This window comes from Bifidobacterium apis (assembly GCF_036986835.1).
Classification (GTDB): domain Bacteria; phylum Actinomycetota; class Actinomycetes; order Actinomycetales; family Bifidobacteriaceae; genus Bombiscardovia; species Bombiscardovia apis_A.
The window spans coordinates 872,320-894,438 of record NZ_BTXD01000001.1 but is presented as its reverse complement, the minus strand read 5'-3'; the positions used below and the strand labels follow the sequence as shown (position 1 = coordinate 894,438).

The window sequence follows — 22,119 nt, the reverse complement described above, 5'->3', positions numbered from 1 at the left end:
CCCTCCTCGGATCCTGTTGGGCCCAGGCCACCCCATGTCAGGTCAGTGAGCAGCCAGCTCCCAGTCCTGGCCGATGCCAGTGGACACGTCCAGGGGCACCGCCAATTCAACGGCATGTTCCATGGAATCCTTGACCAGCTTGGTGGCCTTGTCGGTCTCGCCTGGAGCGATCTCCACCAGCAGTTCATCGTGGATCTGCAGGGAGATGCGGCTCTTCAGCCCCTGATCGGACAATGCACGGCTGGCCTTGATCATGGCGATCTTCATGATGTCGGCAGCTGAGCCCTGGATGGGCGCATTCAATGCGGCCCTCTCGGCGGCTTCGCGGGTGGGACGACGCTTGGAGCGCAGCCCGGGGAAGTAGCGTCGCCGGCCGAACATGGTCTCGGTGTAGCCCTTCTCCCGCGCATCGGCCACCAGGGACTCCAGGTACTCATGGACCTTGCCGAAGGTTGCAAAGTACTTGGCGCGCAGCACGTCGGCCGCTGCCGGGCTGATCTTGAGCTGCTGGGCCAGGCCATAGGTGCTCAGCCCATAGGCCAAGCCGTAGCTCATGGCCTTCACATGGGAGCGCTGGTCCCCGGTGACCTCCTCCATGGGGATGTCATAGACCAGGCTGGCCACGTACCGATGGAAGTCAGCGCCAGACTTGAAAGCGTCGATCAGGGCCTGATCCCCGGAAAGATGGGCCATGATCCGCAGCTCCACCTGGGAGTAGTCCGAGGAGAGCAGCGCCTCGTACCCACTACCAGGTATGAAGGCCGAACGAATCTCGCGGCCCCGAGCATCCCTGTTGGGAATGTTCTGCAGGTTGGGATCGACCGAGCTCAGCCGACCAGTGGCGGCCACGGTCTGCTCGTAGGTGGTATGCAGCCGCCCATCCCGGGGATTGACCGCCTCGCGCAGGGTCTGCACAATCTGCTTGAGCTTGTTGGTCTCCCTGTGCTTGAGCAGCGCACCCAGGAAGTCGTTGGCCCGCTCATTGTTGACCGATTTGATGTAGAGGTCCTGCAGGACCGAGACGTTGGTCGAATAGGATCCGGTCTTGGTCCTGTGGGTGGGCACCAGGCCCATGTCATCGAAGAGCACCTTGCTCAGCTGCTTGGGGCTCTGCAGGTTGACACGGCTGCCGGCCTTATCCCAGGCGATTTCCTGAGCCTGACGGGCCTCAGCGGCAAACCGGTCATGCATCTCTTTCAGACGGGCATCGTCCACCTTGGCGCCCTCGGTCTCCATCTGCGCCAGGACTGCGGAGGTGGGCAGCTCTATGGTGCGCAGCAGGCCGTACTGGTGACGCTCGTCCATCAGCTCCTGCAGGCGCTCGGAGACCATCATGACGTACTGCGCCTGGCGCAGAATCCGAGTCCCCCGCCGACGTTCGTCCTCATCCTCTCGCCCATCCAAGGCCAGAGCTCCCTGAGTCGCCTCAGGTTCCTCCTCTACGGGGATGGCCAGGAAATGGGCGACGGCCTGTTCCAGATTGTCGGCATGAAAATCAGGCTCAGCCAGATAGCCTGCCAGCTTGGTGTCGAACAGTGGCAGGGGCATGTGCAGCCCCTGGCTCTCCAAAAAGTGCAGATGTTCCTTGTAACCATGGACCACACAGGTGCCGATCCGCTGGTCGATCAACTCCTGGATGGCCGCACGCATGTCTTCGTCAATGTCTTCCGCCATGAGGACCAGCCCGTGGCCGTCCATGGAGAGAATGGCCAGCTCCTCCAGGCCGTAGTCGCCATGCTTGGCCCAGCCGATGGCATGGAGAACCCAGTGCTCCTTCATGGCCTCGCTGCAGCGCATGGTGTTCTGGTCGGTATCGCCGATGTCCTTGATTTTGTCCAGGGACTCGGCCATAGCCTTGACATGATCCGCCGACCGTCGGCAAAGGGCCTTGTCCGGCAGATGCTTCTCACACCAGTCCCGCAGCTGGTCGGCGGACTCCGCCTTATCGCGCTCAGGCTGTGTGAACTCCTCCTGCTTGTTGCTGACATCGACCAGTGCCGAGGCTGAAGAGTAATCGTAATCGGCAACCGTGTTGAATCCGCGCAGGATCTTCTTTCGGGTCTGTGGACCGAACTGCAACTGCTCGAAGATGGGCAGGACCTGATCCGTATGGATGGTGCCGAAACGCAGGTCCTCCACCTTCACGCCCAAGTCAAGGTCGCGAACCAAGGCGTTGACCTTTCGGTTAAGCCGCACCTGGTCGGCGTTCTCCGCCAGGGCCTGGCCCTTCTTGCCGCCTATCTCATCGGCGTGCTCCAGAATGGAATCCAGCGATCCGTACTTGTTGATCCACTTGGCGGCGTAACCGTCGCCCACGCCCGGCACGCCAGGAATGTTGTCGGCTCCCTCGCCGCGCATGGCGGCCAGATCCGGGTACTGCTGCGGGGTCACCTTGTAGCGATCCATGATGGCCTGAGGCGTCATGTGCTTGAGGTTCTTGAAGTGGTGGCCCGGGTAGAGCACGGTGATGTCGTCATCCACCAGCTGGAAGGCATCCCTGTCCCCGGACAGGACCAGGGTCTTGAACCCGGCCTGCTCCCCCATGGTGGCCAGCGTGCCGATGATGTCGTCGCCCTCGTAACCGGGCTTTTCGATATAGGTGATGCCCAGACCTTTGAGCAGGTCCTGGATCAGGGGCAGCTGGCTCAGCAGTTCCTTGGGAGCAGCCTCACGGGTGCCCTTGTACTGGGGCAGCATGGCATTGCGGAAGGTGCCGCCCTTGACGTCAAAGGCCACACCCATATGAGTGGGCTTCTCCTTGGCCATGACATCCGCCAGCATGGTGGCAAAGCCCCACACCGCGTTGGTGGGCTGCCCTGTCGAGGTGGTGAAACTCTCGACGGGAAGGGCATAGAAGGCCCGGAAGGCCAGCGAATGTCCATCGACGACCAGCAGGGTGCGGCCGTCCTTGTCCTGATTCTTCGTCTGGTCTTCCATGGGAGGGCTAGCGGTCGTTCTGGTTGGCCACGTTGTTGATGACCACGTCGGCCACCTCCTGCATGGTCAGCCTACGGTCCATGGAGGTCTTCTGAATCCAACGGAAGGCCTCGGACTCGGTCATCCCCATGCTCTCCATGAGCAGGCCCTTGGCCCGGTCCACCCGCTTGCGGGCTTCGAAACGGGCCTTCATATCGGTGACCTCGTCCTTCAGGGCGTTGATCTGGTCAAAGCGGGAAATAGCCACCTCAAGGGCCGGCAGCAGCTTTTCCGGAGCGAAGGGCTTGACCACGTAAGCCATGGCTCCTGCATCAGCCGCCTTCTCGACCAGGCTCTGCTGGGAGAACGCCGTCAGCATAACCACCGGGGCCAGGTTCTCCTTGCCGATCTCGGTGGCGGCGGTGATGCCGTCAGTGCCGGGCATCTTCACATCCATAACCACTACGTCGGGCCTCAGCTCGCGAGTCAGATCAATGGCCTCCTGGCCGCTGGCCGCCTGGCCGACTACGTCATAGCCGGCATCCTCGAGAGCTTCAACGGTATCGAGCCTGATCAAAGCCTCATCCTCCGCCACAACCACGGTCCGCCCTTCGGGGGAATCGCTGCGGTTCTTACTCTCTGAAGCCACTTTCAACCTCGTTTCCTGAAAGTCCATCCGATCTTCACCGAAAATCGATGAGGGGCGGATGGGGTTCGCTTTATCGTGCCCCCGGTGAGACTCGAACTCACACTGCACGGATTTTGAGGCCGTTTCCTCTACCAATTGGGATACGGGGGCTTTTCATTACCACAGAGAATCTACCATACTTTGGCGACGACGCAAGGTTATTCGTGTTGAATCTGCCTTAGAATGAAGACAGTTATGTATACAGGCACATCAGCAGTCGAAGGAGAGCATGATGACCACTCAGATCTATCGACGGTTCGATCCTTGGCGCACCTCCCCCGTCCAGGAGAAGGCCCGCAAGCAAATTATGGACAGCCACTACTTCAGCGTCGACAGGGTCACCTTTGAATCCAGCGACAATCAGACCTTCGATCGCAGCATCGTCAGTGAGAAGCACGGGGATACCATCGCCGTCCTGGCCATCACCGACGACGGAAGGATACCCCTGGTCGAGCAGTACCGTCTGCCTACCCACCGTTGGACCCTTGAGCTGCCGGCCGGCCATCCGCTCAACGACACAGAAGCCCCCATCGATGTAGCCACCAGACGACTGCGCGAGGAGGCCGGATACAAGGCTGCCTCCTTTAACCAGTTCGCAAGGTTCATCAACACCCCCAGCTTCTCCACGCAGCACACGACGCTCTTCTATGCCGAAGGCCTGACCCCGGTCCAGCCTGCCAGCCTGGCACCGGAGACCCCCCACCAGAATGTGCGGCTCTTCACTGTGGATGAGGCCTATGACATGGTGATTGCAGGGACCATACTGGACGCCAAGACCACCATCGCCATCCTGCGGGCAAAGATCGGACTGTCCGACCTGCACTGAGACAGGAACCCTCACATAGCGAACCGGTGGCCTCTCCCCTACCTTTGCAGGCGGGGGAAAGACCACCGGTTCGTTGTGTATTAGTGCCGAGCCAATCTAACGGCCAGCCGCCCGACTGACTCAATCGACAGCAAGGCGGGAGTCCGGGGAATCAGTCGTTGGCACCAACCGTGTGCACGTAGATGCAGTCGGTGTTTCCTGGCTCATACTCGCCCTGGGCGCTGCTGAGCACCACCAGGCAATCGCCGTCGGAGACCTTGCCCTGCTTCTTCAGGGTGGAGTCCACGAAGGACATGAGGCCTGCACGGTTGAAGTCGTGGTAGTCCTGCTCGCACATGAAGGCCTCGGTGCCCCAGCTCAGGGCCAGCCAATGATAGGTATGCTCATCGGTGGTCAGCGCATAGATGGGGGCAGCCGGGCGTTCGCGGGAGACGCGGTGCACGGTGTTGCCGGTCTGAGTGAAGGCCACGATGGCCTTGGCATTGATCTTGTCGGCCAGGTCCACAGCGGCGGAGGAGACGGCACCGGAGTTGGACATGTCCAGGTTGTGCATATCCGGGATGCGGTCGAACCCGTGGGTGGTGGCGTACTCGGAAATTCGGGCCATGGTTGAAACCGTGGTGTCGGGATAATCACCCACGGCGGTCTCGTTGGAGGTCATGGTGGCGTCGGCGCCGTCCAGGACGGCGTTGGCGCAGTCGGAGGCCTCGGCGCGGCTGGGAATGGGCGAATGAACCATGGAGCCCAAGACCTCAGTGGCGACAATGACCGGCTTGGCGTACTGACGGGCCAGCTCGATGCAGCGCTTGGTCACCAGGGGAACCTGCTCGAAGGGCATCTCCACGGCCATGTCACCGCGGGCCACCATGATGCCGTCGAAGGCCTTGACGATCTCCTCCAGGTTCTCAACGGCCTGGGGCTTCTCGATCTTGGCCACGATTGGGATGCGGCGACCCTCCTCGTCCATGATCTCGTGGGCGCGGTCGATGTCGGTGGCGAAGCGGACGAAGGACATGGCGATGATGTCGGCGCCGGTGCGGATGCCCCAGCGTAGGTCCTCCTCGTCCTTGGGGGTCAGTGCCGGCAGGCTCACGGCCACGCCGGGCAGGTTGATGCCCTTGTGGGAGGAGACCGGACCAGCCACGACCACCTTGGTGTGGACCTGGTTGCCCTCGACCTTGGTGACCTCCAGACGGACCTTGCCGTCGTCGATCAGGATGGGATCGCCGGGATGGCAGTCACCGGGCAGACCCTTGAAGGTGGTGGAGGTGATGTGCTCGTCACCCTCGACATCGTCGGTGGTGATGGTGAACTCCTGGCCCTCCTTGAGGATGACCTTGTCTTCGCCCTGCTCGTTCTTCTTGAACCAACCGCAACGAATCTTGGGACCCTGCAGATCGACCAGGGCCGCCACGTTGCGTCCAGTCTCCTTGCTGGCCTGACGCACGTTGTTGTAAACCTTGAGGTGATCCTCGGGGGTGCCATGGGACCGGTTGAGCCTGGCTACATCCATGCCGGCCTTGACCAGCTTGGTGATGTTTTCCAGCGACTCCGAAGCCGGCCCGATGGTATCGACGATCTTGGCTTTGCGCATATGCTACCTGCCTGTTCTTTTTTCTTACTTACCGTTCTATTGTACAGACTCAAGCCGATGTGAACCAGTATTTCCCGTTAGCGCTAACAATCCTTGTGGCTCAAGGGATTGTCAATCACTTTTCTCCCTGTGAAGCTGATTCAAGGGACTGATGGCGGCTCTTGAGCAATGAGGCCAGGGCGGCTATGCCGATGGCCAGGACGATGACCAGCAGGGATGCCCAGGTCGGTATCTCCGGCACGGCTTCCAGGGGCCGTCCTCCATTGATAAAGGGCAAAGTGTTGCCGTGCAGAGCCTCCATGATCAGCTTGACCCCGATGAAGGCCAGGACCACAGACAGCCCCAGGGGCAGATACTCCAGCTTGTCCAGCAGGGATCCCAACAGGAAGTAGAGCTGCTGAAGGCCCAGCAGGGCGAAGACATTGGAGGTGAAGACGATGAAGGGATCCTTGGTAAGTCCGAAGATGGCCGGAATGGAGTCGAAGGCGAACATGACATCAGTGGTGCCGATGGCCAGGAAAACCACCAGCATGGGTGTGAAGTAGCGTTTGCCCTCAAAGGTGGTCCGCAGACGCTCACCGTCGTAATGGCTGGTGATGGGGATCACCCGGCGCAGGACCCTGATCAGCCCGTTCTCGTGGTACTCCTCCTTCTCGCCCCGGCTGGAGACCATATTCCAAGCGGTATAGAGCAGAAAGAAGCCGAAGATGAAGAAGACCCAGGTGAAACGGGTGATCAGCGCTGTCCCGGCCAGGATGAAGACACCGCGTAGCAGCAGGGCGATGGTGATGCCGACGCTGAGCACATAGCGCTGAAGACGCAGGGGCACGGCGAAATTGCCCATAATGATCACGAAAACAAAGAGGTTGTCGATGCTGAGCGAATACTCAGTCAGCCAACCCGAGTAGAACTCGATGGCCGGCTTGGATCCGGCAACCTTCCAGATCAGTGCACCGAAAATCAGGGCCATGACCACGAAGAAGCCGATGTGCCGCACGCATTCACCGGTCGAGGGCACATGTGGCCGACGTCCGATCACCAGAAGATCGACTACGAAGAAGACGGCCAGCACAACCAGGCTCACAACCATGAACGGCAGAGGTGTCTCGGACATATCACCTGACTTTAGCTGCAAGATATGACGTGCCATCTCCCTGGTCCGCGTGTCTGAGCAACCGCACAGAGCGGGGTTTACAGGACGGGTCTGTGATGCTCTTGCCTGACATCACAGACCCGAAGCATGGCCGGTATGGTCTACTGGCCAAGGGCTCCAAGCCAAGGGCCGGACTTACTTTTTGGCCTCGGTCATCTGCCGCAGCTCCTTCTTCAGATCCTTGATTTCATCGCGCAGACGGGCTGCGAGCTCGAACTGCAGCTGTTGCGCAGCCGTGTGCATCTGGTCGCTCAGCTGACGGATCAGATCGGCAAGGTCCTGTGCCGGCAGACCGGCCTGGAGGATCTCCTGATGCCGTTTGTCGGCCTCCTCCTTGTCGTAGAGGGGCACACCCAGGTGGGAGTTGCCGGCCTTGTTGGCATTGCGGTAGCCGCCCGCAAGCAGTGTCTGGGTGTCCACATCCTCCTTGGCCAGCATGTCGTTGACGTCGCTGATCTTCTTGATCAACGGCTTGGGATCCACGCCGTGCTCCTTGTTGTAGGCGATCTGCTTGGCCCGGCGACGGTTGGTCTCGCTGATGGCCTTGTCCATGGAGTCGGTGACCTCGTCGGCGTACATGATGACCTTGCCGGACACGTTTCGGGCCGCACGGCCGATGGTCTGGATCAGTGAGCGGTAGGAGCGCAGGAAGCCCTCCTTGTCCGCATCCAGAATGGCCACCAGGGAGACCTCGGGAAGGTCCAGCCCCTCACGCAGGAGGTTGATGCCCACGATGACGTCGATCTTGCCCTCGCGCAGCTCGCGTAGGAGTTCCACCCTCCTCAGGGTGTCCACGTCAGAGTGCAGGTACTCCACCTTGATGTCACGCTCAAGCAGATAGTCGGTCAGGTCCTCGGCCATCTTCTTGGTCAGCGTGGTCACCAGGACCCGCTCGTGACGGGCCACTCGGGTCTTGATCTCGTCCAGGAGGTCGTCCACCTGGCCCTTGACAGGCCTTACCTCCACCTCAGGATCCAACAGGCCAGTGGGCCGGATGACCTGCTCCACCACCCCGTCGGACAGGCCCATCTCATAGTCGCCCGGCGTTGCCGACAGATAGACCGTCTGGCCAACCTTGTCCAGAAACTCGGGCCACTTCAGCGGACGGTTGTCCATGGCCGAGGGCAGACGGAAACCGTGCTCAACCAGGGTCCGTTTGCGGCTGGCATCCCCCTCGTACATGGCTCCGATCTGGGGAACGGTCACGTGGGACTCGTCGATGACCAGCAGGAAGTCGTCAGGGAAAAAGTCCAACAGGGTGTGGGGCGGCGTCCCGGGTTCGCGCCCGTCGAAGTGGCGGGAGTAGTTCTCCACTCCGGAGCAGGTGCCGATCTGGGTGAGCATCTCCAGATCGTAGGTGGTGCGCATGGTCAGCCTCTGGGCCTCCAGCTCCTTGCCCTGCTTGCGCAGCTGGCCCACACGCCAGTCCAGCTCCTCCTTGATGGTCTTCAGGGCGCGCTCCATCCGCTCGGGACCGGCCACATAGTGGGAGGCAGGGAAGATGTGCACGGAGGTCTCATGGGCTATCTCGTCCCCGGTCAGCGGGTGCAGGGTGGAGATGCGGTCGATCTCGTCGCCGAAAAACTCGATGCGGACGGCCAGCTCCTCATAGACGGGGATGATCTCGACCGTGTCGCCGCGCACGCGGAAGGTGCCTCGCGTGAAGGCGATGTCGTTACGCTTGTACTGCATGTCCACGAATTTGCGCAGCAGGTCGTCCCGGTTGATCCGGTCCCCCTCGTGCAGGAAGAGCATGCGACCGGCGTACTCCTCGGGCGTGCCCAAGCCGTAGATGCAGGAGACGGTGGCCACCACCACACAGTCCCGTCTGGTCAGCAGATTGGCTGTGGCAGCGTGCCGGAGCCGCTCCACGTCGTCGTTGATGTTGGAGTCCTTCTCAATGTAGGTATCTGTTTGAGGAATGTAGGCCTCAGGCTGGTAGTAGTCGTAGTAGGAGACGAAGTAGGAGACCGCATTGTCGGGCATGAGCTCGCGGAACTCGGCGCAGAGCTGGGCGGCCAGGGTCTTGTTGGGTTCCAGAATCAGGGTGGGCCGCTGCAGGCGCTCGATCAGCCAGGCCGTGGTCGCGGTCTTGCCGGTGCCGGTGGCGCCCATGAGCACCACATCGTTCTCGCCATTCTCGATCCGGGTGGCCAGTTCCTCGATGGCCTCTGGCTGGTCGCCGGAGGGCTTATAGGGAGACTTGACCACGAAGGGCTTGTCGGTCCGCTCAATGTTGAACCCCATGAAACTCCCTTCCAGGATGCGTCATTCGCCCAAGGCTCCTCAGTCGCTGTGCGAGGACCCCTAGGCCAAGGTCTTTAGCTCTTCGTATATTCTATCAACAGACTCGAACATTTGTTCGATAGGCTGGGATCCGTCCACCAGCAGATCGGCCTGAGCACGTCGCAAACTGCTGCTGGTCTGGGAACCTATGCGTTCAACAGCCTGGCTTTTGGTCATATGCCGCTGATTCACCATACGCGCAATCCTCACCTGGCTTGGGGTCTCCACCAACAGGACCCTGTCGAAATGAAAAGGAATGGCTGAGCCTACCTCGGTCAGCAGGGGCACCTCATGGACCACCACCTCGGAACCCTCCAGCCAGGGCTGCTCGGCCTTGGCAGCCAAGTCATAGACCAGCGGATGGATGATCTCGTCCAGGTCCCTGCGGTCCCTGTCGGCCGTCGGCCCGCCGAAGACCCGTGCCGCCAAGGCTGACCTGTCCACTCCTCCCCGGCCGTCCCCGCAGTCTGAGCCGAAACGCTCCAAAACCGGCCCCACGCCGGGTCCGCCCGGAGCGATGACCTCGTGAGAGAGCTGGTCATAATCGATGACCCTGGCCCCGTCCTGAGCAAGCCGAGCCGCCACTGTGCTCTTGCCGGCCGCAATCCCGCCGGTCAATCCCACACGTATCATCCCAACCTCCCACGTATACCTTATGGCAGCAGATACAAATGGAGGGGCCCGACCGAGGCCGGACCCCTCCATTCACCGCTTAATGCTCACTTCTTTTCCTTGAGCAGCTGCTCGCGCAGGGCGGCCAGCTGGTCGTCGGAGGCCAAGGTGCCCTCGGAGCTGGACTCCGAGCTGTAGTTGGTGGTCTCCTCGGAGTTCTGACGGCGAGAGCGCGAACCGGAGGCAGGCGCCTGGGAGGACCGGCTGTCCTCGGCGGCCGAAGCCTCGGCGTTCTCCAGCTCCTTGGCCACGAAGGCCTTGTGCTGCTCCCAGAGGTCGTGGGCGGCCGCATACTGGGACTCCCACTCCTCCCGCTGCTTCTCGTAGCCGGCAATCCACTCGTTGCTCTCGGGGTCGAAGCCCTCGGGGTACTTGTAGTTGCCTTCCTCGTCGTATTCGGCAGGCATGCCGTAGATGGCCGGATCGAAGTCCTCGGAGGTCGGGTCGACGGAGTCGTCGGCCTGCTTGAGGGACAGGGAGATGCGGCGGCGATCCAGATCGACGTCGATGACCTTGACGAAGATCTCCTCGCCCTGCTTGACCACGGTCTCGGGGTTCTCCACATGGCGGTTGGCCAGCTCGGAGATGTGGACCAGGCCCTCGATACCGTCCTCGACGGAGACGAAGACGCCGAACTGCACGATCTTGGTGACCTTGCCCTTGACGATCTGTCCGGGCACGTGGGTCCGGGCGAAACGCTGCCAGGGATCTTCCTGGGTGGCCTTGAGGGACAGCGAGATGCGCTCGCGGTCCATATCGACATCCAGCACCTCGACGGTGACCTTGTCGCCCACCTTGACGACCTCGCTGGGGTGATCGATGTGCTTCCATGAGAGCTCGGAGACGTGGATCAGGCCGTCCACACCGCCCAGGTCGACGAAGGCGCCGAAGTTGACGATGGAGCTGACCGTACCCTCGCGGATCTGGCCCTTCTTGAGCTGGGCCATGAAGGTCTCGCGCACCTCGGACTGGGTCTCCTCCAGGTACTGGCGGCGGGAGAGGACCACGTTGTTGCGGTTCTTGTCCAGCTCCAGAATCTTGGCCTTGATCTTCTGCCCGATGTAGGGAGACAGGTCGCGCACGCGGCGCATCTCGACCAGGGATGCGGGCAGGAAGCCACGCAGGCCGATGTCGACGATGAGTCCGCCCTTGACGGCCTCGATAACGGTGCCCTCAACGACGCCGTCAGCATCCTTGATCTTCTCGATGTCGCCCCAGGCGCGCTCGTACTGGGCACGCTTCTTGGACAGGATCAGACGACCTTCCTTGTCCTCCTTGGTGACGACCAGAGCCTCGATGGTGTCACCGACCTGGACCACATCGTCGGGATCGACATCCTTCTTGATGGAAAGCTCGCGGGAGGGAATCACGCCCTCGGTCTTGTAGCCGATGTCCAGCAGAACCTCGTCATGGTCGATCTTAACGACCGTCCCCTCGACCAGATCCCCATCGTCGAAGTTCTTGATGGTGGAATCGACTGCCTTGATGAAGTCTTCCTCGGACCCGATGTCATTGACCGCGACCTGGGGGACTTCCTTCTTGTTCTCTGCCATTAATTAAATTGTTTCTTGTATAGTTGGTGGATATTTTTTCCGTATTGAGTTATGCGTTCCCGCCGACAGGCGCGAACATTCTCCATGATAGGAGACACCACGGTCATTGTCGCCGGGAGACCTCGGGCGTGTCGCAGGCAGGGATTCCGGCGGCCCGCTCAGCGGATTCGACCACATTGACCAGGAGCATGGCCCGGGTCATGGGCCCCACCCCGCCGGGATTGGGCGTATAGGCGGATGCAGACAGCCTGGCGGCCGGATCGATGTCGCCCTTGATTCGCCAGCGCCCCTCCTGCTGATCCCAAATCCGGGAGACACCTACATCCACCAGGACGGCACCCTGGCGAACCTGGTCCGGGCCAACCAGCCCGGCTTGTCCCACGGCTGCGATGATCACGTCAGCCCTGCGCAGATGGGCGTCAACATTCCTGGTGCGGGTATGGCAGAGGGTCACGGTGGCATCCACCCCGCGGTTGGTCAGGAGCAGTCCGATGGTGCGGCCCACGGTCAATCCGCGGCCCAACACGCAGACCTCCTTGCCGGTCAGGTCAATCCCGTAATGGTCCAGCAGGTGCAGGATCCCCCGCGGGGTGCAGGGCAGGGGGGTCCGCATCCGGCCGTCGGTATGCAGGACCAGCTGGCCCAGGTTGTATGGATGCATGCCGTCGGCGTCCTTGGCCGGATCGATACGATCGATGATCTCCGTGGGATCCACGCCCTCGGGCAGGGGCAGCTGGACGATGTAACCAGTGCAGTCGGGATCATGGTTGAGCTGATCCACCGCAGCAAGAATCCGCTCCTTGCCGGCATCGGCGGGCAAATCGATCCTAATCGACCGGATACCCACCTGGCTGCAGTCCCGATGCTTGCCCTCTACATATTTGAGCGAGCCGGGGTCCTCCCCCACCAGAATGGTCCCCAAACCAGGAGTACGTCCCATGGCCGTCAGCCTCGCCACGCGAGCGCGCAGGTCCTCCTTGAGTTCCGCGGCCGCCGCCTTGCCGTCCAGTTTCACTGCAGTCAATACATCTCCATCATCCAAGCGGGCGCAAACCCTTGCCGAAGTCGTCTGGGCCAGACTAGCGCAGATTCCTCCCCGACAGGAACCGCCGTCCAAGAGCCGGTCTGCAAGACTCGGCTGATCAGGTTGCAAGCTGTCCCCTCCCCAGCGATAATGAGAATCATGCTCAATAAGAGCAGAACCGTCAAATGGAACTCCTGCCAAGAAGGACGCCATGGATAAGGACACGGATAAAACATCCACGCAGGCCTGCATCGTCTTCGACCATGCCGCCATCCGCCGATCCGGTCGACTGATCTGGTCGGAGGGGACCTTCACCATTCCCTCGGGGACCGTGACCGCCATCGTGGGAACCAACGGCACCGGCAAGACCAGCATGATGCAGGCCGAGCTGGGTCTGCTCCCCCTGGATGCCGGCAGTCTGCAGGTCCTGGGGCAGCCGGCCGGCCAGGCCAACGACCGTATCGGCTACGTGCCACAGAGTTACACCTCGGACATCGACTCCAATCTGACGGCCGAACAGTCCGTCCTGCTGGGGCTGACCGGCACCCGCTTCGGCATCCACCCCGTCACCCGGCAGGACCGCGAGCGCGCCAGAAAGGCCATGCGCTTCGTCGGCGTGGAGGACAGGGCCCACCTGCGTCTGTCCCAGCTCTCCGGAGGCCTGCGCCAGCGGGTGGCCATCGCCCAGGCCCTGGTCTGCGATCCTGATCTGCTCATGCTGGACGAACCCCTGGCCAATCTGGACCTGGCCGGGCAGCGGGCCACCGTCCACCTGCTGGCACAGCTCAACAGCCGTCTGGGCATGACCATCCAGGTGGTGGCCCATGACCTGAACATGCTGCTGCCTGTGCTGACGGGGGCGGTCTACCTGCTGGACGGACATCCCCACTACGCCCGTATGGACGACGTGCTGGACTCGGACCTGCTCACCCACCTCTACGGCACCAAGGTGGAGGTGGTCACCACTCCCCAGGGGGACATGTTCGTGGCCCCCGACATGGACGAGCCGATTGGCCCCGTCCACAATCGCTATCAACCCAGCCAGGTGGCCCGCCTGCACGGGACGGACCGGGAAAGGACCTCATGACTACACCAGTCTTCGACCCTCATTGGACGGAGATCCTCGCCGCCCCCTTCATGCGCAACGCCATGGTGGCTGGATTGTGCATCGCCGTGGCCGCCGGTGCCATGGGCTACTTCACCATTGCCAGGCACTCCACCTTCGCCGCCCACGCCCTGGCCCACATCGGCCTGCCCGGCGCCACGGGTGCCGTCCTGCTGGGACTGCCGGTCTCTGCCGGCATGGGCCTGTTCGCCCTGGGCGGGGCGCTGGTCATCGGAGCCCTGGGAAAGCGGGCCTCCCAGCGGGAGATCGCCACGGGCACGGTCCTGGCCTTCGCCACCGGCCTGGGGCTCTTCTTCGCCAGGATGTCCAGTTCGGCCTCCCAGCAGATGCAGGCCATCCTCTTCGGATCCATCCTGACCGTCACCCGGGGCCAGGTCGTCGGCTTCATAATCTTCGATGCAATCCTGCTGATCCTGCTGGCCCTGATCTACCGGCCCCTGCTCTTCAGCTCCCTGGACGAGCAGGTGGCCCAGGCCCGCGGCGTGCCCATCGGGCTGATGAACCTGACCTTTATGGCCATCATGGCCGGGGTCATCACCATCGCCGTGCCGGCAGTGGGGACCCTGCTCATCTTCGCCCTGGTCGTCACCCCGGCGGCCACGGCCAACATCCTGGTGGCCTCTCCCCTGCGGGCCATGCTTCTGTCGGGATTGATCTGTCTGGTTTCCATCTGGGGAGGCCTGGTCATTTCAGCCATGGTGCCGGCCCCTCCCAGCTTCATCATCGTGACCCTGTCCACCCTCTTCTGGGCTCTGGCCAAGGGATGGGCGGCCTTGCGCGCCTGATGCCGGTCAGCCGACAAGGGCGGTGGCCATGACGGCGATGCCTTCGTTGTGGCCGGTAAAGCCCATACCATCAGTGGTGGTGGCGGTCAACCGAACCGGGGCCCCGACGGCCTGGCTCATGGCCTGCTGGGCCAGGTGACGGCGGGAGGCGATTCTGGGACGCTGACCGACGATGACCAGGGAGGCGTTGAGCAGCCTGCGACCATGCTCGTGCAGGCAGGCCACGGTCTTCTCCAGCATGGCCGCCCCATGCATGCCCGCTCCGGGTGCCTGCGCTCCCAGGCCAAACAGGGTGCCGATGTCACCCAGGTCGGCGGCTGACAGGATGGCATCAATCAGGGCATGGGCGGCCGCATCGCCGTCAGAATCACCCAGCAGGCCGGGAGTTCCGTCATTCCAGGACAGACAGGCCAACCAGAGGGGACGCCCGCCAGTCGGGTCGAAGCGATGGGCGTCAAAGCCCAGTCCGACGCTTGGATGGCCCATGACCGGATCCGGCCTCAGCGCTTGCCCTTGGTCTTACCCTTGCCCTTGTTCTTGGCGGCCTCCTGGGCCACCCGTGCCAGGGTCTTGGAAGCCGGCTCCTTGGGGGACTTGGTATGGTGCTTGTCGTCACCGGGCATGGGCTCCGCATAGCCCAGGTTGACGTCCAACAAGCGTTGGGCCTCGTCCTCGTCCAGCTTCTCGGACAGGGCGATCTCGGAAGTCAGAATCTTGCGGGCCTTGATCAGCATCCGCTTCTCGCCCGCCGACAGCCCGTGCTCGTCCACGTCGCGCTGGGAGAGGTCTCGCACCACCTCGGCGATCTTGTTGACCTCGCCGGTGGCGATCTTCTCCACGTTCAGCTTGTAGCGGCGGGACCAGTTCATCTCCTTCTCCTCGACCACCGGAGTGCGCAGGATTTCGAAGACCTTGGCCACCGCCTTGGCGTCGACGATGTCCCTGACGCCCACCTTGGCCGCGTTCTCGACGGGGACGTTGATGACCAGCCCATCAGAGGAAAGTACGGACAGCTGCAGGTACTTGCGGGTGACGCCCTTGACGGTCCGTTCGGTGATGGCATCCACCCTGGCGGCCCCATGACGCGGATAGACGACCATGTCACCGACCTTGTAACCCATATGTCCTCCAGAACGAGTCGATAAAATACCATATAATAATGTCATTGCGCATGGACTTGCCGACGGGGCCCGGAGGCGACGCGATTCTCTGCGAGCACACTTCCCCTGGAAGCTCTGAAGACTATTCTGGAAGAAACGACGGTGGTGGAACGAATGCCGACAAGGCTCCACCCCGCATGACGAGCATCGTTTTGCGGATCAGTGATCGAAAACAGAGGTAGGCATGATCAAAAACACAAGCCGCTACACTACACCCAGCACCATCCTGGTGGTTGAGGACGAACCCACCCTGGCCACCGCCATCGCCCAGCGCATCACCGCCGAAGGGTGGACGGCACGGGTGGCCTCGGACGGTGCCAGCGCCGTGCAGGCCGCATCCCAGATCAAACCCGACCTGGTCATCATGGACATCATGCTGCCCATCATGGACGGACTGGAGGCCACCAAGCGGATTGTGGCCGAGCGACCGGTGCCGGTGCTGATTCTGACTGCCCGGGACGACGAGGCCGACAAGGTGACCGGCCTGGGTGCCGGGGCCGACGACTACATGACCAAGCCCTTCTCCATGCGCGAGCTGATCGCCCGCTGCAAGGCCCTTCTGCGTCGGGTGGAGCGAGCCAAGGTCATCGCCAAGAACTCCGAGAACGAGAAGGTGCTGGACTTCGGCTCCCTGGTCATCGACCCGGCCCAGCGCATCGTGACCCTGCGCGGGGAGCAGATTCACCTGACCCCCACCGAATTCGACCTGCTGGCCACGCTGGCCCGTCGGCCCAAGTCCGTGCTCACCCGCGAGAAGCTGCTGGAGGAGGTCTGGGACTGGGTGGATGCCTCGGGCACCAGGACGGTGGACTCCCACGTCAAGGCTCTGCGCCATAAGCTGGGTTCACAGATGATTCGCACCGTGCATGGTGTGGGCTACGCCTTCGAACCGCCCGAGGACCAGGAACAGGACCAGGACCAGCGGTAACGGCCGCGGATGCACACCATGAGCAAGGACGGCAAAAGCCGGCGTAAGGGACCAGGTCTGAGTGTGCGGGTGGACCGCGAACGACCCATCGGATCCTTCGCCTCATTGAAGGTGGAGCTGAGCGTCCTGATCATCATCTCCACAGCCATCGCCTTCGTCATGGCCTGGTTCCTGCTGAAGATGGGCTGGAGCGGCTGGATTGCCATGCCGCTGACCCTGGTGGTGGCCCTGGGGATTACCTACTTCTTCTCCCGGGGGCTCACCGCTCCCCTGCGGCAGATGCGGGACGCGGCCGAGGCCATGGCCGACGGGGACTACACGGTCCGGGTCCACGCCACCACGACCAGCCATGACGAGGTCGGACTCCTGGCCCAGTCCTTCAACGAGATGGCCGAGGAGCTCCAGCACGCCGACCAGATGCGCCGGGACATGGTGGCCAATGTCAGCCACGAGCTGCGCACCCCCGTCTCGGCCCTGCAGGCCATGGTGGAGAACATGGCGGACGGGGTGACCGAGCCCACGCCAGCCAACCTGGAGGGGATCCTGGAGCAGACCCACCGCCTGTCCGACCTGATCGCCTTCCTGCTGGACCTGTCGAGGATGGAGGCCGGGGCCGCCAGCCTGCAGATCGAGGACTTCGACTTCGGGGACTTCATCGACGAGACCCTCCAGCCCCTGGCCATAGCCGACGCCGGGCACGCCCACGACATCCAGGTGGACCTGGAGAAGGGGCTGAGAATGGAGGGCGACCAGGACCGGCTGCGTCAGCTCTTCACCAACGTCATCAGCAACGCCCTGAAGCACTCGGCCGACGGCACCACGGTGCTGATCCAGGCCCACGAGGATCGGCAGCAGGAGACCATAGTCACCAACGTGGTCAACTTCGGCTCGCAGATACCCCCCGAGGCCCGCACCGACATCTTCAGGCGCTTTGTCAAGGGCAAGGCCGGGCCTGGCACGGAGTCTGGCGGAACCGGGCTGGGGCTGTCCATCGCCCGCTGGGCGGCCCAGCTGCATGGAGGCCAGGTGCAGGTGGTGGACGATCCGCGCGGAGCGGACTTCGAGATCACCCTGCCCAGATATCACCGCGACCCCGACGAAGACGAGGGGGACGGGAACCGCTCCGGCGGGCCCGACGCGCCGCATTGACTGGGAGGCGCACTTCGGCTCATAATGAAATCGAACATTTGTTCGAATGTCATCGAGTTCGAGGTGTGCCATGGTCGCTACCATTCATGGGTCGCCGGATGCGGCCCCTGCTTCCCTGCCGGAGTGCCGGGTCGATGCCCTGAGCCTCTTCCGAGGACACCCCAGCCCTGTCCCACAGGCACTGGAGGCCGTTCACGCCGGCTTCCCCTCAGTTGCCCAGGACTACTTCAGCGGCGACTTCAGCTTCGACCAGAACGTCATCGTCCATCCCGACTCCACCTTCATCATCCACGTGGCCGGCGATTCCATGACCGGCGCCGGCATCTTCGATGGGGACCTGCTGGTGGTCGACCGGTCCCTGGAGCCGCGCGAGGGGGACATCGTCATCGCCATCCTGGACGACGAGCTGCTGGTCAAGCGGCTGGCCAGATGCAAGGGACGGACCATGCTGCGGGCCGAGAATCCCGCCTACCCCGACTTCATGCCTCAGGAGGGCGAGGAATTGGTCATCTGGGGGGTGGTCATCGGCAACTACCACTGGCAGCGGGTGGACGCCAGGGGTGGATCCCGGAGTGACTCTCCCCTGCCGCAGGTCACCTATCCCGGACACACCCCGCACGTACGCGGGCGCACGGGAGGTCAAGGCCGGAGGCCCGTCTATCCTTCCACGGGCTGGGGGTCGGCATGAGCGCGCAGAGGCCGGGCGACCCTGCATCCGGGACCGCTCTGACCAGTCAGGTGGTCCTGGCCGACGCCAACTCTTTCTTTGCCTCCTGCGAGGCCGTCTTTGACCCCTCCCTGGCCGACCGCCCTGTGGTCGTGCTGTCCAACAACGATGGCTGCGTGGTGGCCCGCAACCGCCCGGCCAAGGCCCTGGGCATCACCAACGGCACACCCTGGTTCACCATTCGTGAACGGGCCCTGCAGGACGGAGTGGTGGCCCGCAGCTCCAACTATGAGCTCTACGCCAGCCTCTCCCGGCGCATGATGGCCATCATGGCCCATTTCCTGCCCAACCAGGAGGTCTACTCCATCGACGAGTGCTTCATGGACAGCATCTGGAACGACAAGCGCACTGTCGAAATCTGCCGGGAGCTGCGTGCCGCGGTCCTGCGGTCCACCGGCATTCCCGTCAGCGTGGGGGTGGCGCCTACCAAAACCCTGGCCAAGGTGGCCAACCACTGGGCCAAGGATCACCCCTCGACCGAGGGGATCACCCTCTGGAGCCAGGTGGAGGCCCAGTATGGCGACCAGGCTCTGGCATCAGTGCCCGTCGACCAGGTCTGGGGGGTGGGTCGACGGCTGACCGGCAGGCTCATGGGCATGGGCATCACTACCGCTCTGGATCTGCGCGAGGCCGATCCCTCTCTGATCCGGCACCGGTTCTCCGTCATGCTGCAGCGCACCGTGCTGGAATTGAGAGGACGGCCCTGCATCGAGCCCGAAGGAGATGCCGCCAGGGGCGTACGCACCAATCAGATTTTGTGCTCGCGCATGTTCTCCCACCCTATAGAGGGCTACGCCACCCTGGCCCAGGCGTTGAGCATATACGCCCAGAAGGCCTGCCGCCGTCTGCGTCGACAGCACGGTCTGTGCGGAAAAGTACAGGTCTTCTGCTCCACCAGCCCCTATGCACCCCAGCAGTTCTGCGCAGCCGGCAGGACCGTCGTCCTGGAGGATCCCAGCGACGACCCGCTGGTCATTGCAGGTGCAGCCAGCCGGGCGCTCAAGGGCCGGGTGGATCCGCACGCCCGCTGGATCCGGGCCGGAGTGGTTCTGCTGGATCTGACCGATGCCGACCACTTCCACACCCTGGAAGGCCTGGATGCAGCCCGGGACACCCATGGTCTGGGAGATGTCCTGGAGGATGCCACCCGTCGTTTTGGTCCCTTCCGTGTGGGCGTAGGCTACGGAGGCATCCGTGGCCAGGGCCGGGGCGACGAGGACACGGGGGCCGATTGGGCCATGAACCGGGGCATGCTCTCCCCCCGGTCCACCACCCGTTGGGATGAGATGGCCGTGGCCCGGGCCCGCTAGAGATCCTCATGGCCTGGAGGAACAGCCGCCAGAGCCAAGGCGGCCAGCGGCAGGGCGCCTGCGGCCTCCAAGGCACAAGCGCACTGGCGGATGGTGGATCCCGTGGTGATGATGTCGTCCACCACCAGGACGGGATGACCGGCCAGCTGTGAGGGATCCGAAACCGCAATCCGGCCCGCCAACCGACGCGAACGGTTTCGACGGCCGCCCGCCTGGACAGACTTGGTTCTCACGGAGTTCATGACCAGCGCCGGTTCCACCCGGGCAGTCAGACCCTGCCGCTGCAGGGCCTGGACCAAAGACAAGAGGATCGGCTTCAGATGAACCCGCCCCCTCCTTCGCAGGGAGGCGGCCGAGGAGGGGGCGGGAACCACCAGAATCGCCTTCGCTGGCTTGGACCGGAGCAGAGGGTCGATCAACCTGGACAGGGCCGGAGACAGGCCGGCCACGGCCTGGCCCAAGGGTTCATCCAAGGGCCGGTTGTCGTGGTCCTTCCAGGCCAGAATGATCCGCCGGACGGGTCCCCGATATGGAGCGCAGGCCAGGGCCAGACCAGCGGCATAGGCAGGCGCAGGCAACGACAGGGGCCGGAGGAGCAGGGATCTGCAAGTGGGGCATAGCAGAAGATCGGGGCGATCACAGCCGGCGCAGGCTCGAGGAGCCAGCAGATCCAGGGCCGAGCCCGCCAAGGCCGTAGTCACAGCACAAATGGCCTGGCGGAGTCGGCCGGATGGCAATGAATGGTTGCGCATATCGTCCAGCCAACCCTGGAACAGCGAGAATAGGCAAGCAGAAGAAAGCCATGTGCATGAACAGGCATCTGTTCACAGGCTCGCCGTTCACAGACTGGTCTGCGGACAGGTTCAGTAGGTTCAGGCCAGGTCAGCTTCCAGGGCCCGGATCAGGTCCAGGGCATCGGCAGGATTGTGCACACGCAGAGCCATGGCCCCGGCCTCAGCTGCCGGATAATCGTTGCCGTCCGGATCCATCCGGTCGCCCACGAAGGCGATCTGGTCGACATCCACGCCCAGTATCTTGGCCAGGGAGGTCATGGCGTAGGCCTTGTCGATGCCCTTGGCGGAGATGTCCACGCTGGTGGAGCCGCCGGAGCGCACCTGCAGGTGAGGCAGGTCAGCAGCCACAGCCCGGGCCAGGGCATCCTTGCGGCTGTTGTCGGGATCCCAGGCTTCCTTGGCTTCCACGGGTGCCTGCTGGCCCAGTGCTGAAAAGGTTATCTGGCTGCCGCGATCCTCGATGCGAGGACCCCAGACCTGTTCCTCCCAGTCGCCCAGCTGCTTGGCCCTGCGCTCCAGACTGGCCTCGGCAGCCTGACGGTCCTGGGCGCTCAGGTCGTGGGCGTAGACGCAATTCCAGCTTCCTTCCTGCCAGCGGTAGTAGCGGGTGCCGCTGGTGGGCATCAGATGCAGCTGGTCGAAACGGGTATCGTCGGGCAGGGCGTCAAGCACTTGGTCGCGAAACTGACTGAACCGTCCGCCCGAGACGATGGCCACAGGCCGGAGCTGGGTAAGGGCGGCGAAATGAACAGCCATGGTCTGATCCATGCGGGTCTTGGACAGCGCCAGGGTATTGTCCAGATCGAAGGCCAGCACCCGGGCCCGTGCGCAGATGGACCTTATGTCTTGGTCGCCCCACCAGGCCACGTTCATCGCACCGTCCTTCGCCATGATTGCTCCCATCCGCTTGTCGATCATCGCTCCATGCTACAAGACACCCTGAATCGAAACTGCCACTGAGTTGAGGGGCTATGGTGAGTGTCATGATCAACGATCAGCCGCCTTGGGCACGCACCGTTTACCGGGACAGTCATGGCCGGGGAATCCGTCGGCCCACCTTCGGCACCCGCCTGCCCCGCTATCGCACCAGGTGTGGAATCTTCGACGATCTGACCGCAGCCCAGATCCGGCGGCTGGGCGCCGGCTGGCCTCAACTGGTCAAGCCCGTCCAATTCGCGGTCGAGGATGTGCCGCCCTCCGACCCCACCCCCTGGGAGGACCGGTCGGACCTCTTCTCACGCAGTTTCCCGGCAGGTCGCGGCATCCCCGCCAGAATCGTCCTGTACCGGATGCCCATCCAGAGCAAGACCAGGGACCGCACGGAGCTGGAACTGATCATCCGCGACGAGCTGGTCCTGCAGCTGGCCGACCTTTACGGACGCGACCCCGAGGAGATCGACCCCATGTGGGGACGCTGAAGGCCGAATC

20 protein-coding genes and 1 tRNA gene are annotated in these 22,119 nt (G+C 63.0%); 8 read left to right on the top strand and 13 right to left on the bottom strand.

Annotated elements, in window-relative coordinates; all coding sequences use genetic code 11:
• Positions 1–42: 42 nt before the first annotated feature.
• The 3 genes from polA to AACP62_RS03665 all read right to left on the bottom strand — a co-directional run bounded on the left by polA (position 43) and on the right by AACP62_RS03665 (position 3,715).
• Complete coding sequence (gene polA, locus AACP62_RS03675; protein WP_339346383.1) at positions 43–2,937, bottom strand: DNA polymerase I; 2,895 nt, start codon at positions 2,935–2,937, stop codon at positions 43–45.
• A 7-nt stretch (positions 2,938–2,944) separates the two neighbouring features.
• Positions 2,945–3,592, bottom strand: a complete 648-nt coding sequence (locus AACP62_RS03670; protein WP_015021953.1) for an ANTAR domain-containing response regulator — start codon at positions 3,590–3,592, stop codon at positions 2,945–2,947.
• A gap of 49 nt (positions 3,593–3,641) precedes the next feature.
• Positions 3,642–3,715 (bottom strand) — tRNA-Leu (locus tag AACP62_RS03665).
• 121 nt (positions 3,716–3,836) lie between these two features.
• Here AACP62_RS03665 and AACP62_RS03660 point away from each other — a divergent pair.
• Positions 3,837–4,430: an NUDIX domain-containing protein gene (locus AACP62_RS03660; RefSeq protein WP_029678518.1), complete on the top strand. Its 594-nt coding sequence runs from the start codon at positions 3,837–3,839 to the stop codon at positions 4,428–4,430.
• 151 nt (positions 4,431–4,581) lie between these two features.
• On the opposite strand, the gene pyk is transcribed toward AACP62_RS03660, so the two are convergent.
• The 6 genes from pyk to AACP62_RS03630 form a co-directional block, all read right to left on the bottom strand.
• Positions 4,582–6,024, bottom strand: coding sequence for a pyruvate kinase (gene pyk, locus AACP62_RS03655; protein ID WP_029678517.1), 1,443 nt, complete (start codon positions 6,022–6,024; stop codon positions 4,582–4,584).
• 115 nt (positions 6,025–6,139) lie between these two features.
• A complete protein-coding gene (locus AACP62_RS03650; protein ID WP_029678516.1) occupies positions 6,140–7,138 on the bottom strand; it encodes a TerC family protein in 999 nt (332 codons plus the stop codon).
• Between the two features lie 174 nt (positions 7,139–7,312).
• Positions 7,313–9,424, bottom strand: coding sequence for an excinuclease ABC subunit UvrB (gene uvrB / locus AACP62_RS03645; RefSeq protein ID WP_029678515.1), 2,112 nt, complete (start codon positions 9,422–9,424; stop codon positions 7,313–7,315).
• Between the two features lie 60 nt (positions 9,425–9,484).
• The gene (gene coaE, locus AACP62_RS03640; protein ID WP_339346379.1) at positions 9,485–10,096 is read right to left on the bottom strand and encodes a dephospho-CoA kinase; all 612 of its coding nucleotides are present in this window, start codon (positions 10,094–10,096) and stop codon (positions 9,485–9,487) included.
• Positions 10,097–10,182: 86 nt separating this feature from the next.
• Positions 10,183–11,688: a 30S ribosomal protein S1 gene (gene rpsA, locus AACP62_RS03635; protein WP_029678513.1), complete on the bottom strand. Its 1,506-nt coding sequence runs from the start codon at positions 11,686–11,688 to the stop codon at positions 10,183–10,185.
• Between the two features lie 103 nt (positions 11,689–11,791).
• Complete coding sequence (locus AACP62_RS03630; protein WP_339346377.1) at positions 11,792–12,712, bottom strand: bifunctional methylenetetrahydrofolate dehydrogenase/methenyltetrahydrofolate cyclohydrolase; 921 nt, start codon at positions 12,710–12,712, stop codon at positions 11,792–11,794.
• A gap of 211 nt (positions 12,713–12,923) precedes the next feature.
• Here AACP62_RS03630 and AACP62_RS03625 point away from each other — a divergent pair, with 211 nt between their 5' ends.
• The gene (locus AACP62_RS03625; RefSeq protein WP_029678510.1) at positions 12,924–13,799 is read left to right on the top strand and encodes an ABC transporter ATP-binding protein; all 876 of its coding nucleotides are present in this window, start codon (positions 12,924–12,926) and stop codon (positions 13,797–13,799) included.
• On the top strand, positions 13,796–14,623 hold the full coding sequence (locus AACP62_RS03620) for a metal ABC transporter permease (RefSeq protein WP_029678509.1): 828 nt from the start codon (positions 13,796–13,798) through the stop codon (positions 14,621–14,623). Before AACP62_RS03625 ends, AACP62_RS03620 begins: the two co-directional genes overlap by 4 nt.
• A gap of 6 nt (positions 14,624–14,629) precedes the next feature.
• On the opposite strand, the gene AACP62_RS03615 is transcribed toward AACP62_RS03620, so the two are convergent.
• Complete coding sequence (locus AACP62_RS03615) at positions 14,630–15,109, bottom strand: 2-C-methyl-D-erythritol 2,4-cyclodiphosphate synthase (RefSeq protein ID WP_029678508.1); 480 nt, start codon at positions 15,107–15,109, stop codon at positions 14,630–14,632.
• Positions 15,110–15,123: 14 nt separating this feature from the next.
• A complete protein-coding gene (locus AACP62_RS03610; protein WP_029678507.1) occupies positions 15,124–15,744 on the bottom strand; it encodes a CarD family transcriptional regulator in 621 nt (206 codons plus the stop codon).
• Between the two features lie 223 nt (positions 15,745–15,967).
• Between AACP62_RS03610 and AACP62_RS03605 the strand changes: the two genes are divergently transcribed.
• The 4 genes from AACP62_RS03605 to AACP62_RS03590 all read left to right on the top strand — a co-directional run bounded on the left by AACP62_RS03605 (position 15,968) and on the right by AACP62_RS03590 (position 19,897).
• Positions 15,968–16,711 (top strand): response regulator transcription factor, encoded by a 744-nt coding sequence (locus AACP62_RS03605; RefSeq protein ID WP_029678506.1) that lies wholly within the window; start codon positions 15,968–15,970, stop codon positions 16,709–16,711.
• An 18-nt stretch (positions 16,712–16,729) separates the two neighbouring features.
• On the top strand, positions 16,730–17,860 hold the full coding sequence (locus AACP62_RS03600) for a sensor histidine kinase (RefSeq protein ID WP_044097831.1): 1,131 nt from the start codon (positions 16,730–16,732) through the stop codon (positions 17,858–17,860).
• A gap of 70 nt (positions 17,861–17,930) precedes the next feature.
• Positions 17,931–18,548 (top strand): LexA family protein, encoded by a 618-nt coding sequence (locus AACP62_RS03595; RefSeq protein ID WP_029678504.1) that lies wholly within the window; start codon positions 17,931–17,933, stop codon positions 18,546–18,548.
• Positions 18,545–19,897 (top strand): Y-family DNA polymerase, encoded by a 1,353-nt coding sequence (locus AACP62_RS03590; protein ID WP_044097807.1) that lies wholly within the window; start codon positions 18,545–18,547, stop codon positions 19,895–19,897. The genes AACP62_RS03595 and AACP62_RS03590 overlap by 4 nt, the downstream gene beginning before the upstream one ends.
• Here the strand turns inward: AACP62_RS03590 and AACP62_RS03585 are convergent.
• The gene (locus AACP62_RS03585) at positions 19,894–20,598 is read right to left on the bottom strand and encodes a ComF family protein (protein WP_029678502.1); all 705 of its coding nucleotides are present in this window, start codon (positions 20,596–20,598) and stop codon (positions 19,894–19,896) included. The two genes, AACP62_RS03590 and AACP62_RS03585, sit on opposite strands and share 4 nt — an antisense overlap.
• A gap of 171 nt (positions 20,599–20,769) precedes the next feature.
• On the bottom strand, positions 20,770–21,582 hold the full coding sequence (locus tag AACP62_RS03580) for an HAD-IIB family hydrolase (protein WP_029678501.1): 813 nt from the start codon (positions 21,580–21,582) through the stop codon (positions 20,770–20,772).
• Between the two features lie 92 nt (positions 21,583–21,674).
• On the opposite strand from AACP62_RS03580, the gene AACP62_RS03575 reads away from it, so the two are divergent.
• Positions 21,675–22,109 (top strand): metallopeptidase family protein, encoded by a 435-nt coding sequence (locus AACP62_RS03575; protein ID WP_029678500.1) that lies wholly within the window; start codon positions 21,675–21,677, stop codon positions 22,107–22,109.
• Positions 22,110–22,119 lie beyond the last annotated feature (10 nt).

What these genes read in the sequence shown, in the direction of transcription:
- polA (WP_339346383.1), bottom strand. Translation starts at nt 2,937, where the DNA reads ATGGAAGACCAGACGAAGAATCAGGACAAGGACGGCCGCACCCTGCTG.
- AACP62_RS03670 (WP_015021953.1), bottom strand. Translation starts at nt 3,592, where the DNA reads ATGGACTTTCAGGAAACGAGGTTGAAAGTGGCTTCAGAGAGTAAGAAC.
- AACP62_RS03660 (WP_029678518.1), top strand. Translation starts at nt 3,837, where the DNA reads ATGACCACTCAGATCTATCGACGGTTCGATCCTTGGCGCACCTCCCCC.
- pyk (WP_029678517.1), bottom strand. Translation starts at nt 6,024, where the DNA reads ATGCGCAAAGCCAAGATCGTCGATACCATCGGGCCGGCTTCGGAGTCG.
- AACP62_RS03650 (WP_029678516.1), bottom strand. Translation starts at nt 7,138, where the DNA reads ATGTCCGAGACACCTCTGCCGTTCATGGTTGTGAGCCTGGTTGTGCTG.
- uvrB (WP_029678515.1), bottom strand. Translation starts at nt 9,424, where the DNA reads ATGGGGTTCAACATTGAGCGGACCGACAAGCCCTTCGTGGTCAAGTCT.
- coaE (WP_339346379.1), bottom strand. Translation starts at nt 10,096, where the DNA reads ATGATACGTGTGGGATTGACCGGCGGGATTGCGGCCGGCAAGAGCACA.
- rpsA (WP_029678513.1), bottom strand. Translation starts at nt 11,688, where the DNA reads ATGGCAGAGAACAAGAAGGAAGTCCCCCAGGTCGCGGTCAATGACATC.
- AACP62_RS03625 (WP_029678510.1), top strand. Translation starts at nt 12,924, where the DNA reads ATGGATAAGGACACGGATAAAACATCCACGCAGGCCTGCATCGTCTTC.
- AACP62_RS03620 (WP_029678509.1), top strand. Translation starts at nt 13,796, where the DNA reads ATGACTACACCAGTCTTCGACCCTCATTGGACGGAGATCCTCGCCGCC.
- AACP62_RS03615 (WP_029678508.1), bottom strand. Translation starts at nt 15,109, where the DNA reads ATGGGCCATCCAAGCGTCGGACTGGGCTTTGACGCCCATCGCTTCGAC.
- AACP62_RS03610 (WP_029678507.1), bottom strand. Translation starts at nt 15,744, where the DNA reads ATGGGTTACAAGGTCGGTGACATGGTCGTCTATCCGCGTCATGGGGCC.
- AACP62_RS03605 (WP_029678506.1), top strand. Translation starts at nt 15,968, where the DNA reads ATGATCAAAAACACAAGCCGCTACACTACACCCAGCACCATCCTGGTG.
- AACP62_RS03600 (WP_044097831.1), top strand. Translation starts at nt 16,730, where the DNA reads ATGAGCAAGGACGGCAAAAGCCGGCGTAAGGGACCAGGTCTGAGTGTG.
- AACP62_RS03595 (WP_029678504.1), top strand. Translation starts at nt 17,931, where the DNA reads ATGGTCGCTACCATTCATGGGTCGCCGGATGCGGCCCCTGCTTCCCTG.
- AACP62_RS03590 (WP_044097807.1), top strand. Translation starts at nt 18,545, where the DNA reads ATGAGCGCGCAGAGGCCGGGCGACCCTGCATCCGGGACCGCTCTGACC.
- AACP62_RS03580 (WP_029678501.1), bottom strand. Translation starts at nt 21,582, where the DNA reads ATGGCGAAGGACGGTGCGATGAACGTGGCCTGGTGGGGCGACCAAGAC.
- AACP62_RS03575 (WP_029678500.1), top strand. Translation starts at nt 21,675, where the DNA reads ATGATCAACGATCAGCCGCCTTGGGCACGCACCGTTTACCGGGACAGT.